Origin of the sequence: Fructilactobacillus fructivorans (assembly GCF_001434095.1) — a bacterium.
GTDB lineage: Bacteria > Bacillota > Bacilli > Lactobacillales > Lactobacillaceae > Fructilactobacillus > Fructilactobacillus fructivorans.
This window is the reverse complement of record NZ_AZDS01000002.1, coordinates 261516-276712: the sequence shown is the minus strand read 5'-3', so window position 1 is coordinate 276712 and position 15197 is coordinate 261516. Positions and strand designations below refer to the sequence as shown.

Annotated in this window: 15 protein-coding genes; 10 read left to right on the top strand and 5 right to left on the bottom strand. The window is 42.1% G+C overall.

Going from position 1 to position 15197, the window contains the following annotated elements:
* Positions 1 to 79: 79 nt before the first annotated feature.
* The 4 genes from FC73_RS03290 to FC73_RS03275 form a co-directional block, all read right to left on the bottom strand.
* Positions 80 to 2803, bottom strand: coding sequence for an MMPL family transporter (locus tag FC73_RS03290; protein WP_010022485.1), 2724 nt, complete (start codon positions 2801 to 2803; stop codon positions 80 to 82).
* A 144-nt stretch (positions 2804 to 2947) separates the two neighbouring features.
* A complete protein-coding gene (locus tag FC73_RS03285) occupies positions 2948 to 3847 on the bottom strand; it encodes a DMT family transporter (RefSeq protein ID WP_010022484.1) in 900 nt (299 codons plus the stop codon).
* Positions 3848 to 3861: 14 nt separating this feature from the next.
* Entirely contained in the window at positions 3862 to 4854 is a 993-nt protein-coding gene (gene galE, locus FC73_RS03280) for a UDP-glucose 4-epimerase GalE (protein ID WP_010022483.1), read from the bottom strand.
* 1 nt (position 4855) lies between these two features.
* Positions 4856 to 5134, bottom strand: a complete 279-nt coding sequence (locus FC73_RS03275) for a GNAT family N-acetyltransferase (RefSeq protein ID WP_010022482.1) — start codon at positions 5132 to 5134, stop codon at positions 4856 to 4858.
* Positions 5135 to 5288: 154 nt separating this feature from the next.
* On the opposite strand from FC73_RS03275, the gene FC73_RS03270 reads away from it, so the two are divergent.
* Complete coding sequence (locus FC73_RS03270; protein ID WP_010022480.1) at positions 5289 to 7028, top strand: phospho-sugar mutase; 1740 nt, start codon at positions 5289 to 5291, stop codon at positions 7026 to 7028.
* 48 nt (positions 7029 to 7076) lie between these two features.
* Here the strand turns inward: FC73_RS03270 and FC73_RS03265 are convergent, their stop codons facing one another.
* Entirely contained in the window at positions 7077 to 7577 is a 501-nt protein-coding gene (locus tag FC73_RS03265; RefSeq protein WP_010022478.1) for a hypothetical protein, read from the bottom strand.
* Positions 7578 to 7757: 180 nt separating this feature from the next.
* Between FC73_RS03265 and FC73_RS03260 the strand changes: the two genes are divergently transcribed.
* The 9 genes from FC73_RS03260 (at position 7758) to FC73_RS03220 (ending at position 14870) form a co-directional block, all read left to right on the top strand.
* Positions 7758 to 8519 (top strand): pyrroline-5-carboxylate reductase family protein, encoded by a 762-nt coding sequence (locus FC73_RS03260; RefSeq protein WP_010022477.1) that lies wholly within the window; start codon positions 7758 to 7760, stop codon positions 8517 to 8519.
* Positions 8520 to 8542: 23 nt separating this feature from the next.
* Positions 8543 to 9952: an MFS transporter gene (locus FC73_RS03255; RefSeq protein WP_010022476.1), complete on the top strand. Its 1410-nt coding sequence runs from the start codon at positions 8543 to 8545 to the stop codon at positions 9950 to 9952.
* Complete coding sequence (locus FC73_RS03250) at positions 9945 to 11168, top strand: DUF2075 domain-containing protein (RefSeq protein WP_010022475.1); 1224 nt, start codon at positions 9945 to 9947, stop codon at positions 11166 to 11168. The genes FC73_RS03255 and FC73_RS03250 overlap by 8 nt, the downstream gene beginning before the upstream one ends.
* 201 nt (positions 11169 to 11369) lie before the next feature.
* Positions 11370 to 12110 (top strand): amino acid ABC transporter ATP-binding protein, encoded by a 741-nt coding sequence (locus FC73_RS03245; RefSeq protein WP_010022474.1) that lies wholly within the window; start codon positions 11370 to 11372, stop codon positions 12108 to 12110.
* Between the two features lie 17 nt (positions 12111 to 12127).
* Positions 12128 to 12991: a transporter substrate-binding domain-containing protein gene (locus FC73_RS03240; protein ID WP_056936288.1), complete on the top strand. Its 864-nt coding sequence runs from the start codon at positions 12128 to 12130 to the stop codon at positions 12989 to 12991.
* The gene (locus tag FC73_RS03235) at positions 12988 to 13638 is read left to right on the top strand and encodes an amino acid ABC transporter permease (RefSeq protein WP_040472333.1); all 651 of its coding nucleotides are present in this window, start codon (positions 12988 to 12990) and stop codon (positions 13636 to 13638) included. Before FC73_RS03240 ends, FC73_RS03235 begins: the two co-directional genes overlap by 4 nt.
* A complete protein-coding gene (locus FC73_RS03230) occupies positions 13635 to 14279 on the top strand; it encodes an amino acid ABC transporter permease (protein WP_010022470.1) in 645 nt (214 codons plus the stop codon). Before FC73_RS03235 ends, FC73_RS03230 begins: the two co-directional genes overlap by 4 nt.
* 67 nt (positions 14280 to 14346) lie before the next feature.
* Entirely contained in the window at positions 14347 to 14613 is a 267-nt protein-coding gene (locus tag FC73_RS03225) for an AbrB/MazE/SpoVT family DNA-binding domain-containing protein (protein ID WP_010022469.1), read from the top strand.
* Positions 14613 to 14870, top strand: coding sequence for a type II toxin-antitoxin system PemK/MazF family toxin (locus FC73_RS03220; protein WP_010022468.1), 258 nt, complete (start codon positions 14613 to 14615; stop codon positions 14868 to 14870). The genes FC73_RS03225 and FC73_RS03220 overlap by 1 nt, the downstream gene beginning before the upstream one ends.
* Positions 14871 to 15197 lie beyond the last annotated feature (327 nt).

The following is a 15197-nucleotide window of genomic DNA, read 5'->3' as shown; positions in this document are numbered from 1 at the left end:
AATAGCCCATGTCATTTTAGATGACACAAAAAAGAGAGGTCAGTCAAAACTGATCTCTCTTTTGATTTAACGCTTAAGCTTAGTTCTTATTTCGTTTAAAGCTAATTGGTTGATAAGTCAAACGAATGGCAGCTGGTAACAGGATTGGTAAGATAATTACTAGAATAATCAAACCAATGATGACGCCAATGGCAACTTGAATCAGTGTCAAGATTCCAGATGGAATCAGTGCGGCAAAGGTACCACCTAAGATGACTGCAGCTGACAATACCACAACACCAATGTAGTTGGCAGAACTGACAATTCGTTCCGCTGGTGATCCATCCGTGGTCTCACGATACCTCATCATTAGGAAGATACTGTAATCAACACCCAACGCAATCAGCATAATAAAGGTGAAGAACGGCGTATTCCAAGTTAACATACTTTGACCTAAGAAGGTCTCTGAGAACAAACGGGTTAACGTTAACGAAGTGAAATACGTCAAAATCAACGTTCCTTCAATGTAGAGTGGTTGCAAAATGGAACGCGTTACAAACATCAACGCAATCAGGATTCCAACCAACATGATAACGGCCGTTCTAAAGAAGTCTTGCGATGCAATGTCATGGGTATCAGACATCGTAGCTGTTTCACCACCAATGGCAACGGTAGCGTCATTTAGACTGGTTCCTTTAAGAGACTGCTTAACTTGATTCTGCACATTCTTAACAAGGTTCATTGACTTCGCGTTGGATGGATTATCCTTCAAAACAACGGTAATGTTAGTAATCTTATCGTTTGAGGAGACGTAGTTATTCAACGATTGCTTAAAGGTCTTACTCTTAAGCACCTGATTTGGAATGTAGAACGTATTAGCAGCCGCAGCTGAATCTTGCAATCCCGTCAGATATTCGTTGGATTGTTGCATTCCCTGATTAATCTTATTAAGGCCAGCGTTAGCCTGTGTTAATTGCGACTGAATTCCTTGGAGTTGTTGCCCCATGGCTTGCGCATTGTTTCCGATATTTTGTGTGTCTGAAGCAATGCCAGTTAATTCATTTTGTAAACCAGACATCGCAGATGCTTGTTGCATTTGAACTTGAGAACTAACGTTTTGAAGTCCACTAGCAACGATTTGCAATTGTTGTGGGCTCATTGGTGATCCCATAGCAGTTGCCTGTTGTTGCATCTGAGCAATTACTGCCTGACCAGAAGTTTGACCAGGAGCAGTACTTGCCCCACTAACCCCTTGAATGGTCTTCAAGTGATTTCCAATTGATTGGGCTGAAGTTCCAATCGCCTTTAATTGATCGGCATTAAAGGAACCACCGTTAGCTCCGGCTTGAATCTGACTTAATCCTGCGTTAGCTTGCTGCATCTTACTATTAAGCGTACCAAGTTGATTATTTAAGTAGAGTTGGTTTACCGGTTCCCCACTTGGTTGAGTAACCGACGCCACCGTCTTAATTTCCTTGTTCTTCTTCAACTGACGAGTGATCCGGTCAATCTCCATCATCGATTTCTCGTTGTTAACTTTATGCTTAGATTGAATGTAAATGGTGGAAGGTTCAGCAGTCCCCTTGGAGAAATGTTGCTGAACCGTGTTCAATCCCTGTTTAGAAGGTAATGAATCACTTAGTTCAACCGAATTATCGTAGTTTAAACTACTCTTTCCGGTAAAGAAGATCAGTGGCAGCGTTATGACTAAGACCAACGCAATCGCGATGATGGGATGGGCCACTGAATGACTTGAAAGGAAGTGCCAAATGCGACTTCCACGCTTCTTGGGGGAAAGATTTTTGGCAGGCCAGTACATGGTCTTACCAAGGAGTGCCATAAAGAATGGGTTCAATGAAAGTAGAACCAACAGGAGAACGACCACCCCAATGGCAACGGCTACCCCGGACTGGTAAATAGAGAATTTCGCCAGTCCCAGTGCAAAGAACCCGATTAAAACGGATCCTCCACTATAAAGGATGGTCTTTCCAGCTCGTTTTCTCGCGTCCACGGTGGCTTCAACCTTATCCATTCCTTGACCCAGATTATCTTTAAACCTGTCGTACAGCAGGATATTGTAATCTGTTCCAATCCCGAATAAGACGACCACCATGAAGACTTGAGTAAAGTTTGAAAGTGGAAAGCCCATGTACTTAGCCATATTTATGACTACACTTAGGGAAACAATGAAAGAGACTCCCACGGTTAATAGTGAAATTAGTGGGACAATTGGCGATCTAAAGACAATTATCAAGACAATCAAGATGAAGACGGCGGCGATAACCTCGGTCTGTTTAATTCCGTCAATCATTGATTGCCGCATATCATCGTTTAAAACGTCCGACCCAGTGACGTACGACTTCAAATTCGACGTTTTGGCACCCTTTTTAAGCTTGTTATTCATCGTCTCAACTGAATCTTTCTTAGAAACATTCAGTTGGACCAGCTCAGTGGTACCATCCTTTGAGATCAGCTGTTTCTTAGTCGCCGCATTTTCATTAGCGGACGTTACACCCTTGATGCCGTAGTAATCAGCATTATTTTTTAACTTTGAGACAGTGTGATCAATGTTGGCTTGTTTGCCTGTATCAATCTTTTTATCACCATTGTTGTATACCAAGACCACTTGTCTGGTATCACTGATGTGATGACCCCAATGCTTTTGAATATTTTCTGCAACCTGGCTCTGCATGTTAGCTGGAATCTTAGTTTGTCCGTGTTCCGCAGTTACCTGTGAAATGTTGGGCAAAAATAAGACAGCGGCTAAAACAGCAATGACCCAGAACGCCGCAAAAAATATGTATTTTTTGACAAATTTATTCATCGAACTCCTCCTCAACGCTTAATATTTTAATTAACATATTAATTCATGTGTAACGCTTTCAATTATACAAAATTGATCACAAACAAGCAATACAACGAAAACAAGTCAATTAAAAAAGCACCAACTAATTAGTTAGTGCTATCACTACGATTTCCGTGGCCTAATTGCCAGGATAAAGACGGTGCTTAAGACTAGAATGCCACCGATGGTTTCGTAAAGATTGAAACTAGTGTGCAAAAATACAACCGTTCCAATGGTTGCTGAGAGTGGTTCAAACGTATCTAGTAGTCCCGCGGTGGTAGCGGATACGTATCGCAGACTGGAAGTAAAACAAAGAAATGACAGCATTGTGCCAAAAAGTACAATGAAAGCTACTCCTAAAATTCCGCCAAGCGATAGATGAGGAACATCAACCCAGAAGGGATGGATACAGGTAAAAATCACGCCACCAACGATCATGGCCCACCCGATGATGACAAACGTGCTGAACTTTTCCTGCAGTTTAACCGGCAGCATGGTCTGAAGGGCTCCCGCAAATGCCAAACAAAGACCAAGGGTGAATGCCTTCGGACTCATCGCTAAATGCGTTAAGTCACCCTTAGTCACCAGTAACCAGGTTCCAATTAGGGCCACAATAACGGCTACACCCTGTTGAACTGTCGGAGCTTGATGATAGACGATGACGGTCAGGATCATGATGATAACCGTCCCCAAACTTTGCATGATCGTCGAAGTCGCCGCATTACTGGCACGCGTCGTCAGTAAATAAAGGTACTGCACCGCTGAAAGTCCAAAAATGGCATAACAAAGCAGGATTATCCAGCTTCGACCCGTATGCCAAATTTTTAAAATGTGATTCTTTTGAACAAATTTTGTAAACAAAAGAATTAAGATGCCAGCAACCGACATCTTAACTCCCATAAGCCATTCCGTTGAAAAACTCTTGTCTTGAAACAAGAACTGCGAAACCGGTCCTTGAATTCCCCACATGATGGCACCAGCAATTGCCAGGATGACACCAATGTAAGTTTTACTCTTCTTCAATATTTGTGCCCCATTTATTTATCTTCATAACCATTTGGATGCTTCGTTTTCCACGTCCAAGCGGTTTTGATGATAGAGTCGATATTATCAAACTGTGGCTTCCATCCAAGGACTTCACGTGCCTTGTCAGAATTTGCCACCAGCGTATCAGGATCACCGCCACGTCTTGGAGCAATCTCAGTTGGAATCTTCTTCCCAGTCACTTTTCGTGCTGCATCAATAATCTGTTTGTTAGAAAAGCCAGTTGAAGAACCCAGGTTAAAGATGTTGCTTGGATTACCCTTCTCCAAGTATTTCATGGCCAAGATATGAGCATCGGCTAAATCAAGGACATGGACGTAGTCACGGACGTTTGTTCCATCTGGGGTATCATAATCGTCCCCAAAAATCTTCATCGTATCTTGCTGGCCAGCCGCTACCTTTAAAACGATGGGAATCAAATGCGTTTCTGGATGATGGTCCTCACCAATTGAGCCATCTTCCTTGGCTCCCGCAGCATTGAAGTAACGTAATGCCACAAACTTAATGCCATAGGCTTTGTCTACCCACTTCATGATGTGTTCCATGATTAGTTTACTTTCACCATAAGGGTTAATGGGGTCTTTACGGTCCTTTTCATAAATCGGAATTCGTTCTGGATTCCCGTAAGTAGCGGCAGTTGAAGAAAAGACCAGGTACTTAATGCCTGCTTTTTTCATTGATTCCAGTAACTTAATCATCCCAATTACATTATTATCAAAGTATTTTAGTGGATCTTTCATTGATTCGGGAACGAGTGAGAAGGCATCCATGTGGATGATCGCATCAATCTTTTCTTTAGAAAACACGTCGTCCAAGAAATCCGAGTCACGGGTGTCCCCTTCATAAAACTTTGCCTTTGGATTAATGGCCTGACGATGTCCAGTTGACAAATTATCAACCACAACAACGTCATATCCGTCATTAATCAAGCGATCTACCATGTGAGAACCGATATATCCGGCTCCTCCGGCAACTAGTACAGCCATCTTATTTACCTCCTACTAATAAATCATCGTATTGAGTGTTTTTTCCGAAAAATTTAACGGCGAAGGAACAAACGGGTTTGATCTGATAATGATTTTTCTTAGCGTAATCAATCATTACCATAATTAACTTCCCAGCAAGTCCTTGCCCGCGATAGTTCGGGTTAACAAACGTTTCATTAATGGAGACCACTCCATTATCTTCAGTAAAAGTTACCTCGGCAATTAGATTGCCATGTACATCGTTAGCGTAAAAACGTCCTGGTTCATAATCAAATTTCATTTGTCTCACCACCTTGATATCAGTATATCATAGTCACGATAGCAATATAAAGGCGCTTACATTGACGGAGTGTCAGACTTTAACTATAATCCTTTATAGAAGTTACAATTCACACTATTCGACGTGGGAAAAATTGCTTTCCAGGAGGAGAATTATGAGTTCAACAGATACTAAAAAGGAATATCTGAACTGGGTTTCCCAGGAAGATATGCCAGCAGAATTAAAAATTGATTTAGCAAAAATGCGTGATAATCCAGATCAAATCGAAGATGCTTTTGGTTCTTCACTTTCGTTTGGAACCGCTGGTATGCGGGGAACCTTAGGCGCTGGAACTAACCGAATGAACGTCTACACTGTTCGTCAGGCCACTGAGGGTTTGGCTCAGTTAATGGATACGCTTGATCCCAAGGTAAAGAAGCGGGGCGTGGTGATCAGCTTTGATCCTCGTTACAATTCCCAGCTTTTTGCTCACGAAGCAGCTCGAGTACTGGGTGCTCACGGAATTAAGACGTTTGTCTTTGACGACATTCGTCCTACCCCAGAACTATCGTTTGCGGTTCGTCATTTAAACACCTACGCGGGTATCATGATTACCGCCAGTCATAACCCCAAACAATACAATGGATACAAAATTTACGGTGAAGACGGGGGTCAGATGCCACCAAAAGAATCCGATTTAATGACTACCTACGTCCGTAAGGTTGATGATTTATTCAAGATTCCCGTTTCCGAAGAGAAGGACTTGCGAAACGACAACCTGATGAGCATCGTTGGTGAAAATGTCGATGTTCCTTATCTTCAAGCCGTCCAAACCGTCAACGTTAATCATGACCTTATCAATAAGGTAGGAAAAGACCTAAAGTTTGTCTATACTCCTCTTCATGGAACTGGTAAAATCATTGCCAGACGGGCCTTGTCAGACGCTGGGTTCAAGAATTACGATGCCGTGGTTGAACAGACCATCGCTGATCCTGAATTTCCCACCACTCCGTTTCCTAATCCAGAATTCCCACAGACTTTTGACCTGGCCATTCAGTTAGGTAAAAAAGAAGACGCGGACGTCCTCATCGCGACTGATCCTGACGCTGATCGTCTGGGAGCTGCGGTTAGACAGCCCAATGGCGAATACAAACTCATGACCGGAAATCAGATCGCTAGTGTCCTCCTCAATTACATTTTACAGGCCAAAAAGGATGCTGGTGACCTTCCTAAGGACGGTGTCGTGGTCAAATCAATTGTTTCAACGGAACTGGCTACTGACATTGCCAAGAACTACGGTGTTGAAATGAAGGATGTCCTCACCGGATTTAAGTTTATTGCCGAACAAATCAAGAATTTTGAACAAAATCAAGACCACACCTTCTTGTTTGGCTTTGAAGAAAGTTATGGTTACTTGATCAAACCATTTGTTCGTGATAAGGATGCCATCCAATCCACCTTGCTACTAGCTGAAGTAGCCGCATACTACAAGGAAAAGGGAATGACCTTGTACGACGGGCTACAAGAAATCTACAAGAAGTATGGATACTTTAGAGAAAAGACCATTTCCAAAGAATTTGATGGTCTTGAAGGTAAGTCCAAGATGGCAGCCATCATGAAGAACTTTAGGGATCACCCTATGACTTCATTTAACGGTGCTAAAGTTGTCAAACTGGAAGACTTCCAAACTTCAACCACCACAATGGCGGATGGATCAACCCAAAAGATTGATTTACCTCAATCAAACGTCTTAAAGTACTGGCTCGATGATGGCACGTGGCTTGCCATCCGTCCTTCTGGAACTGAACCAAAAATCAAATTCTACATTGGGGTTAAAGCTGGTACCGCAGAAGCTGCTGATAAGAAGCTGCAAAGCTACGTTAAGGCTGTCGATGATGAATTATTAAATCAATAGATTAAAACATCAAAAAAACTGGACTCAAACGAGTCCAGTTTTTTATTGTCACTTAACCAGTGGTTCATCAGCATTCACAAGGGCCACCGTATATACCTTTTCGACTTTAAAGTCTTTAATCGCTTTCTCACTGCGCCAATACATTTGAATGGCAGCGTGTCCAGAAGTTCCCTTGCGCATATCACGCCGCATCCCGTTAACGTAGTCGGAAACATGGTCAATCATTTTAATCATCTGAGTAATTAATGTAGCTAATTTGGACTTTTTTGGTGCACGCATTCTTTTTAACACCTTGATCGAATATGTACACTTTTCGATGAGATTATCGTCATTCACTAGGTCTCCAATGGCAAAGGCAAAAGAGTTTTCAACGGTATAGCCCTCACCCCGGTAGTGAACCAGACCAGACTTGTCCCTAAAACTATTGACGACCGTTTCTAGGTATTTACCTTCATTATCAATAAACTCGATGTTATCAGCTAACTTTGTGTCTGAAAGGCTCGGCGTTTCTTTATTAGTTAAGTTATGAAACCAACCCTTTAAATTCAAATTACCAGCCCCTTTTCTCGTGTTTCATTCATAAAACCCTACTTTTATTATATCATTAGCTGTAAGCGCTTACCAATAATGATCCGTTTTCACAAAATCCGTGGTTTCCGAATTCAGCCTTACATAACCAATTAACAATGATGTATTATTATCATAATAGTAAATTAAGGAGTGAAATACATGAAAATTGGAGTACTCGGCGCCGGCCACATGGGCAGCGCAATCATTAAGGGTTTAGTTAATAAATATGACCCTCATGACATTTTTGTAAAAGGCCACCACGTTACTTCAGAACTGAAAGATTTATCAAAGACGTTGGGATTCACAATCGTTGATGATGATTTCCCCAGTGATTTGAACGTGCTATTTGTAACAACCCCGGCACCCATTACGGTTAGTGTCTTAAAAAACACGAAGTTGCCCGACCAAACGGTCATCGTTTCAGCTGCTCAGGGTGTAACTGAGGCAGAAATTAACGCCGTTCATAAAAACAATTCGGTGGTTTGCATCGTCCCTAACATCCCGGTTGCGGTCAACGCGGGTTGTATCGCCGTTGGTGAATCAGATCATGCGAATGAAGACGACGTAAAAACTGCTTTAAAGGTGGTTGAAAATCTTGGTACTTTAATCAAGACCAGTAACCAAAATCTCGGTATCGTTGGCACCGTTGCCGGATGTGGTCCTGCCTTTGTCGACGTCTTTATGGATGCCCTAGCTGATGCAGCCGTTCAAAATGGCCTTAATCGTGAAACCGCCTTTAAAGTTGCGGCCAGCATGGTGCAAGGCAGTGGTAAATTAGCATTAGACACTGGCATTTCACCAGCCACCCTGAAGGATCAAGTTACTTCACCTGGTGGATCTACCATCAAGGGAGTGGTCGCTTTAGATGCAACTGGATTTAGAAACGCTGTCAACAAAGCAGTTAACGACGCCAATCAATAAAAGACGCTAATGGAGGAAATTATTTGGATTCAAAAGTAAGCTTAAAAACCAAAATCGCGATCCTCGCAACCGCGTTATTATCATTTTGTGGAATTTTACTGGAAACCTCAATGAACGTGACGTTCCCAGAACTTTCCCAAATTTTTCACATTTCATTGAATTTAGTTCAATGGATTTCAACCGGATACTTATTAGTGGTAACGATTACGATGGCTACCACCGCTTATCTACTTAAGAGGTTCTCACTAAAGAAGATCTTTGTCTTCGCTGTCTTAGCCTTTATCGTGGGTGATGTCTTGTGTGCAATTGCACCTAACTTCTGGTTACTCTTAATCGGACGTTTAATTCAGGCCGCTGCCACTGGACTTTCTTTACCCATGATGTACCAAATCATCTTCGCTGAAGTTCCACGACCAAAGATTGGCTTCTACACTGGAATTGCCTCAATGGTAATTTCAATTGCTCCAGCCCTTGGCCCAACCTATGGCGGAACCTTATCATCTCTACTCTCATGGCGATACATCTTTATCATCGCCTTTCCAATCGTCTTAATCACGTTATTCATTGGGCTCAAGAGTATCGATCTTCAGGCTCCCGGAATTTCTAAACGGTTTGATTTCATCAGTTTTGCCCTTCTGATTGTCACCCTCTTCTCATTTGTATGGGGCGCCAACCAGTTCGGAGTTAAGGGTGCAACCTTCATGAGCGGACTGATCCCAATCATCATTGGTTTGATTACCCTCGGACTGTTCATTTACCTCAATGGTCACGGTGACTCCCAACTAATGTCACTTCATCCCCTTAAAATTCCAACGGTTTCATTAAATGCCGTTAACTACTTCTTGTTGATGTTCATCAACATTGGTGCTTCATTTGTCATCCCGATTTATGCGGAAACGGTTCTCCATTCGAGTGCCATGGTTGCTGGATTAATCCTGTTGCCTGGTTCCATCATTGGTGGTGTAACCTCACCATTTGCTGGTGGTGTCTACGATCGCTTTGGGGCTTTCAAACCGATCATCACCGGAATGGTCCTCCTGACGATTGCCATGTTCTTATTTAGTACGATGACCGCAATGTTTAGTACCATTATTTTAATGTTACTGTTTGCCCTTCTCCGATTTGGATTTAACTGTGCGTTCTCATGTACCATTACTAACGCTCAGGAAACTGCACCTCAGTCCGATTCAGCCGATGTGAACTCTTTGTTCAACATGTTGCAACAATATGCGGGCTCAATTGGTACTAGTGTGCTAGCAACCATCTACGCCTTCAATCAGAACCAAGCACATGATGCCGCTCAGTACGTTGCCAAAACCATCATGGGTGGTCACATGGACTTCCTCTTACTATTCGTCTTGGCAGTTGCTGGCTTAATCTTAACCTTGGTCAACTGGACCATTCAAAGAAAGCACAACACCCAAAATGCATAATAATCAAGCAATTAAGAAGCTTGCTCCTAATCTCCACGAATTGACTGGCGAACAGAAACAGCTTATTGATCAAATTGAACAATTTATTAATCAGCGAATTGATCAAAAACAGCATTCAATTTTTACCATCTTTGGTGACGCTGGAACCGGGAAGAGCGTGATTTTAAGTCAACTCTTCTTCAACATTCAGCAAGCCGCACGAAGGGATGACAAACTTCATGGCACCAAGAATTATTTTTTGGTCAACCATCCCGAAATCTTGAAAGTTTATAAACAGATTGCCGGATCAGAAAATAACGTCTTAAAGAAAAACTTTATGCGTCCAACCTCGTTTATCAACCAAATGCATAAAAGAGACGAACGTGCTGACGTGGTCATTGTTGATGAAGCTCACCTCTTACTCTCATCACCTGACCATTACAACAACTTCTACCAGGAAAATCAGTTAGAAGAGATTATCAAATCAAGCAAGGTTGTAATTGCCGTCTTTGACATGAATCAGGTCTTACGAACCAAGTGCTACTGGGATCAAAGTCGTTTAAAAAAGCTTCTTGCTCCCTACTATCACGAAAGTTACCAGCTGACCCATCAATTTCGGATGACTGCCAAACCTGATTTGGTCCACTGGATGAACGAGTTCACCGCTGGTAAATTGTTGCCAATTCCAAAGGATGCTGACGATGGTTATGATTTTCGGATCTTTGATGATGCCGAACAAATGCGACAGGAAATCATCCAGAAAAATAACAAGGTTGGCTTATCACGAATTGTGTCAACTACTGGTTACCCCTCAACGTTAGATGGTGGGAAACATTACATCAGAGAACGTGGTGGTTTTAAGATGCCGTGGGATCAGTACAATTACACCAGTACTCCTTGGGCTGAAATTCCCCAAACCATTGATGAAGTAGGCTCCATTTACACCTGTCAGGGATTTGACCTAAACTACGTGGGCATCATTCTGGGCCCTCCAATTTATCTCGATCCTAGCGATCATCAAATTAAGGTCGATCTAAGTAAGCAAACCGACGTTGAAAGTAAGAAGCATCGTAAAGACATCACAGATCAAAAGGAGTTCAAAAAAGTACGCAAACAGATTATCCTCAATTCCGTTAACGTCTTAATGAAACGGGGCGTCTACGGAACATTCATCTTTGCGCATGATCCAGAACTCAGGAAAGCATTAATGAAGTCATTTCAACAAATAAAAAAGTAGTAAAATTCAAAAAAATAAGTCTGAAATAAAGTTCCTAAATTTATAAAAATTGGGGGACTTTTTTTCATTATCTTTTAAAAAAATTCATCTTTGTGTAACAAAATGTGTCATCAATGCTAGTAATTTCTTTTCAATGCGTATAATCTAGTCTTAACCCCAAAACACGTTTTTTGGAGTTTATGTAAGAAGGAGGACAATTTAATGGGATCAATCATTCAATTCAAAAACGTAGAAAAATACTATGACAAATTTCACGCTTTAACCAATATCAACCTCGACATTCACGAAGGTGAAAACGTCGTGCTAATCGGACCATCTGGATCCGGTAAATCAACCCTACTTAGAACCATCAATGGACTCGAAACCATTCAACAGGGACAATTAATTGTGGATGGAAAGGATCTTTCGAGTAGCAAAACTAATCTAAATAAACTTAGAACCGACGTGGGAATGGTCTTTCAACATTTCAATCTCTACAACAACAAGACCATCACGGAAAACATTACGCTAGCTCCGCGCATCGTCTTGAAGCGGCCGCAATCCGAAAACGAAAAAGTCGCTAAAAAGCTCCTTGAACGAGTCGATTTACCTGACCAAGGTACGAAGTATCCAGCTCAGCTCTCTGGTGGTCAGCAACAACGAATCGCTATTGCTAGATCACTAGCCATGGATCCAAAGGTGCTGTTGTTTGACGAACCCACTTCTGCCCTTGACCCCGAAATGGTTGGTAGTGTTTTAGACATCATGCAAGACATCGCTAATACCTCGGACATGACTACCCTGGTTGTAACCCATGAAATGGGCTTTGCGAAAGCCGTTGCCGATCGGGTCATTTTTATGGCTGATGGTAAGATCCTTGAGAACTCAAAGACCGACGAATTTTTCGATCACCCGAAGACCGAACGAGCTCGCAAGTTCTTATCACAAGTTGAACATAAATAAAAAGTGAGGTAGATTCCATGAGTAAATTTAAGTTAAAACGAGTGGGTTTAATTGCCTCCATCGTCTTAGTCATCGTGATCATCGGCGGAATCTTCGGTGGCCTTGAGGCCAAAAAGCACCAAGCAGTCGACAGCAACGACTATAATAAAATTAAAAGTAGTCACGTGATGCGCTGGGGTGTAAAGGGTGATACGCGTTTGTTTGGTCTGATCAGTCCGAAAACTGGTCAAAGTGAAGGCTTCGACGTTGATATGGCACGTGCCATTACCGCCCAAATGGCTAAAAACGCTGGAACGAAAATTAAACCCGAATTCACTTCGGTTACAACTAATTCGAAAATTCAGTTACTAAAGAACCATCAGGTAGAGGCGGTCGCCGCTACCATGACTATCACTCCTGAACGTGCCAAAGTGATTGATTTTACTAAACCGTATTTCCCAGCTGGACAATCCATCCTGGTTAAAAAAGATTCACCAATCAAAGACATTAAGCAGTTAAACAGTCCGAAGTACACCGTGATCACCACGATTGGGACCACTGCGGTTCAGACCATGAAACAGTTCGCACCCAAGGCTAAAGTCATCTCAATGCCAGATAATTCTCAGGCCCTAAGTGCCCTTGAGTCTGGTCAAGGTGTTGCCGTTACTACCGATAACGCCATTTTATATGGTTTAGCTGATCAAAATCGATCCACCAAAGTTGTTGGAAAACCATTTACCAACCAGCCTTACGGACTGGCCATGAACAAGAATCAACCAGAATTAAGGTCCGCCATGAACAAGGCATTGGAACAAGTCATTGCCAACGGTACCTATAACAAATTGATTAAAAAATGGTTCTCACACGTTCCTGGATTAGATTGGAGGAGTCTAGAAAAATGATAAATATCTTTCTTGAAAATTGGAAAACCCTATTAGACGGCTTCTGGATCACCATCTTATCCTCAATCGTTGGCCTAGTAGGATCCTTAGTCTTGGGAACCATCTTTGCCCTCCTAGAGATGGCACCCAATAAATTTCTGAAGTTCATTGGGAGTGCGTTTGTGGAATTCTTCCGTAACATTCCACTTCTAGTTATCACCCTTTTCTTCTACGTGGTGGTCGCCGCTGACTTTCACATTTCAGGATTCTGGTCCGGAACCATTGGCCTGATCCTTTACACCTCTGCCTTCATCGCCGAATGTATCCGAGGTGGAGTCGACTCGGTTGATCCAGGTCAAATGGAAGGAGCTCGAGCCAACGGACTTACGTACACTCAGGCCATGGTTCAGGTGGTCTTGCCACAGGGCTTTAAATTGGCAATTCCATCACTTGGAAACCAATTCATTAATCTAGTTAAAAACTCATCAATTCTGTCATTCGTGGCCGGATTTGATTTAATGTACCAAGCTAACGTTATTTCGGGTGAAAATCTAGATCCGTTCAACACCTACATCATCGTTGGAATTATGTACTTAATTATCACCGTCTCCGTCTCTAAGTGCATGAGCATCATTGAAAGTAAAGTGAATGGGGGTGCCACAGAATGAGTGGAGCATTTAGTTTAATTAACATGCATTACTTACTGGGTGGTCTAGTTGTCACCATCGTAGTTTCGGTAATTTCAATCCTAATCAGTTTCGTGTTAGGAACCTTAATTGGAATCATTCTATTTGAAAAGGTCCCCTACTTCACCAAAACGGTTCGGTTCATTTCTAATACCATCCGAAACCTACCTCTCTTGCTTCTGATCTTCTTCACCTTCTTTGCTTTGCCAAAGCTAGGAGTGGAATTAAACGCTTTTGCGGCCACCGTCGTTGCCATGTCGGTCTTTGAAGCCAGCATGGTTGGTGAAATCATTCGGGGCGGCCTTCTCTCAGTTGGTGCTGATCAAGCTGAGGGAGCCCTCTCGACCGGGATGAATAAGGTTCAGACCCTCTGGCACATTCTTTTGCCCCAGGCTCTAAAGAAATCGATTCCTCCCCTCATTTCCCAATTCATTTCACTAGTTAAGGACACTTCGTTGGCCACTGCCATTGTGCTCCCAGAATTAACCTTCCGATCACAAGTTATTTACGGTCAAAACCCCAACTACATGATTCCGATGTTCATTACCATTGCGATCATGTACTTCATTATTAACTACGGTCTTTCCTTACTTGCGAAATGGTTTGATAAAAGAATGGTTTAAGCACAAATCGTTTCCCTTTCTTTTAATTTTGAGCTACATTAGAAGAGGGCATATGGGAGGTTAGTGCATGTTTACAAACAAAATTAAAATTACCGCCACGATGACAAGTAAGAATCAAATCACGATTCCGAAAACCGTCCGTGACATTCTCGATCTCAAGCAGAACGATCAGGTTGAGTTTACGATTCAAAAAGATGGTTCGATCACGATTGCACCCAAAGAGTCTTTTGAAGACTTCTGGAAAATCGTGGAGGACCAGGAAAAGAAATACGGTAACGTCAGCAGTCCCGAAACGGACTGGGGTCCTGACCAAGGGTCGGAGGTTATCGATTAATGAATTGTAAACAAGGCGAAATTTACTTCGTCAATCTTGAACCAGCACTTGGCACTGAAACGAAGAAAAAGCGGCCATGTTTGGTGGTTAGTAACAATCACTACAATCGTTTAATGAACACGGTGATTGTGATTCCAATTAGTTCATCAGAGAAGTACTTAGAAGAAAAAAAGTACGTTAAATCACCACTTTACTTCCAGGTTAACAACAAGAACGGCCATGTTACAGCACGTTCGAACCGTAGACATGGAAGTTAGAAGTGAAACTAAGCTGGTTGCAAAGTTGGATGATCGTGATATGCGAAAGATTACAAATAACATTAAACAGTTCTTTTAGAAGAAATAAAGAGGTCACACAACTGTGTGACCTCTTTATTGTAGATTGATTCTTATTAAAAATAATTAGTGCTTTTGTTTATCATATGAGATAAAATAATTAATAGAGTAATTAATTCCTGGGTAGCTCCCAGAAAGGAAAGCTTTAGCAAGCTTCATGTGGTTACATCCAGCTTCATCAACCAAACGAGAAGGAGCTGATGACATGAAATCACAGAATGGGAAGGTTCTTTGGGATTGTCCGTTTGT

What these genes read in the sequence shown, in the direction of transcription:
- FC73_RS03290 (WP_010022485.1), bottom strand. Translation starts at nt 2,803, where the DNA reads ATGAATAAATTTGTCAAAAAATACATATTTTTTGCGGCGTTCTGGGTC.
- galE (WP_010022483.1), bottom strand. Translation starts at nt 4,854, where the DNA reads ATGGCTGTACTAGTTGCCGGAGGAGCCGGATATATCGGTTCTCACATG.
- FC73_RS03275 (WP_010022482.1), bottom strand. Translation starts at nt 5,134, where the DNA reads ATGAAATTTGATTATGAACCAGGACGTTTTTACGCTAACGATGTACAT.
- FC73_RS03270 (WP_010022480.1), top strand. Translation starts at nt 5,289, where the DNA reads ATGAGTTCAACAGATACTAAAAAGGAATATCTGAACTGGGTTTCCCAG.
- FC73_RS03260 (WP_010022477.1), top strand. Translation starts at nt 7,758, where the DNA reads ATGAAAATTGGAGTACTCGGCGCCGGCCACATGGGCAGCGCAATCATT.
- FC73_RS03250 (WP_010022475.1), top strand. Translation starts at nt 9,945, where the DNA reads ATGCATAATAATCAAGCAATTAAGAAGCTTGCTCCTAATCTCCACGAA.
- FC73_RS03245 (WP_010022474.1), top strand. Translation starts at nt 11,370, where the DNA reads ATGGGATCAATCATTCAATTCAAAAACGTAGAAAAATACTATGACAAA.
- FC73_RS03240 (WP_056936288.1), top strand. Translation starts at nt 12,128, where the DNA reads ATGAGTAAATTTAAGTTAAAACGAGTGGGTTTAATTGCCTCCATCGTC.
- FC73_RS03235 (WP_040472333.1), top strand. Translation starts at nt 12,988, where the DNA reads ATGATAAATATCTTTCTTGAAAATTGGAAAACCCTATTAGACGGCTTC.
- FC73_RS03230 (WP_010022470.1), top strand. Translation starts at nt 13,635, where the DNA reads ATGAGTGGAGCATTTAGTTTAATTAACATGCATTACTTACTGGGTGGT.
- FC73_RS03225 (WP_010022469.1), top strand. Translation starts at nt 14,347, where the DNA reads ATGTTTACAAACAAAATTAAAATTACCGCCACGATGACAAGTAAGAAT.
- FC73_RS03220 (WP_010022468.1), top strand. Translation starts at nt 14,613, where the DNA reads ATGAATTGTAAACAAGGCGAAATTTACTTCGTCAATCTTGAACCAGCA.